This is a genomic window from Acidithiobacillus sulfurivorans (genome assembly GCF_018853815.1).
Lineage (GTDB): Bacteria > Pseudomonadota > Gammaproteobacteria > Acidithiobacillales > Acidithiobacillaceae > Acidithiobacillus > Acidithiobacillus sulfurivorans.
Map to the genome: position 1 here is coordinate 1 of NZ_JAAOMP010000044.1, position 1,334 is coordinate 1,334.

At 54.8% G+C, this 1,334-nt stretch carries 1 protein-coding gene; it reads left to right on the forward strand.

Features of this window, described 5'->3' with window-relative positions; translation table 11 throughout:
• Positions 1-60: 60 nt before the first annotated feature.
• A protein-coding gene (locus HAP95_RS05115; protein ID WP_215883240.1) for an IS3-like element ISAfe17 family transposase occupies positions 61-1,229 on the forward strand; the annotation gives its coding sequence in 2 pieces (ribosomal slippage) (positions 61-337 and positions 337-1,229; 1,170 coding nt in all).
• The last annotated feature ends 105 nt before the right edge of the window (positions 1,230-1,334 follow it).

Sequence of the window (1,334 nt, forward strand, 5' to 3'; positions counted from 1 at the left end):
TATAGTGGACCCCAGATTTGAGACAATAGTTTAAGCTTGTTGTCTGGTCAGGAGGAGACGATGAGCGCAGCAAAGCGGAAAGTGTATGGAGCCGTCTTTAAGGGCAAGGTGGGGCTGGAGGCGATCCGGGGCCTGAAAACCATCAACGAGATTGCGCAGGAGCATGGAGTGCATCCGGCGCAGGTCGGGCAATGGAAGAAGGCTATTCTGGAGCAGGTGGGTACTTTATTTGAGGGCAAGCGTGGCCCACAGCCCATTGATGCGCACAGCGACCCGGAGCATCTCTACAGTGAAATCGGGCGGTTGAAAGTCGAACTGGATTGGCTGAAAAAAAAGTCCGGAGTGTGACGGTAGAGACGCGGCGGACGTGGATCGCACCGAATCCGTCGATCTCTATTCAACGGCAGTGTCACCTGGCTGGCGTGGCCCGAGCCACGGCTTACGCGCAGCGACCCGAAAAGCCATTGGACGCAGAGGATAAAGTGCTCATGGATTTACTGGATGCCCAATACACAACAACGCCGTTTTATGGGAGTCGCCGGATGACCGTATATCTCCAAAATCTGGGGTTTAGGGTCAATCGCAAACGGGTGCAGCGATTGATGCGCACCTTGGGTTTGGCGGGCATGGCTCCAGGGCCGCACACCAGCCGACCCCATCCAGAGCATAAGATTTATCCCTACCTGCTGCGGGGGCTGACTATTGATCGCCCCGGTCAGGTCTGGAGTACGGATATCACGTATATCCGGCTCCGCCATGGATTTGTCTATCTGGTGGCTATTATGGACTGGTACAGCCGTAAGGTGTTGAGCTGGAGGATCAGTAATACCATGGAGGCAGAGTTCTGTGTGGCCTGTCTGGAAGAGGCGCTACAACGCTATGGTGCGCCGGAGATCTTCAATACGGACCAAGGCAGCCAATTCACCGCTGAGGCGTTTACAGGCTTACTTCAGGCGCATGGTGTACAGATCAGCATGGACGGTCGTGGTCGCGCCCTGGATAACATCTTCGTGGAGCGGCTTTGGCGCAGTGTGAAGTACGAGGATATTTACCTGCGGGGCTATGGCCATGTACCGGAACTGATGGTTGGGCTGACTGCCTACTTTGAGTTTTACAATAGTCGCCGCCCGCATCAGTCTCTCGGCTATCTGACACCAGATCAGGTATACCTGACAGGGCAAGGGGGCGGCGCCTGCATTGTGGACCGCTATCCGAAGGTTGCAGCATAACCATTACTCAGGGACAATTTGGGGCAGCGCCATTCTGCTGCAATGTTAGAAACCAGACTAGCTTAAACTCTCGCTCTTTTTGTCTTGACTCATGGGTCCACCATA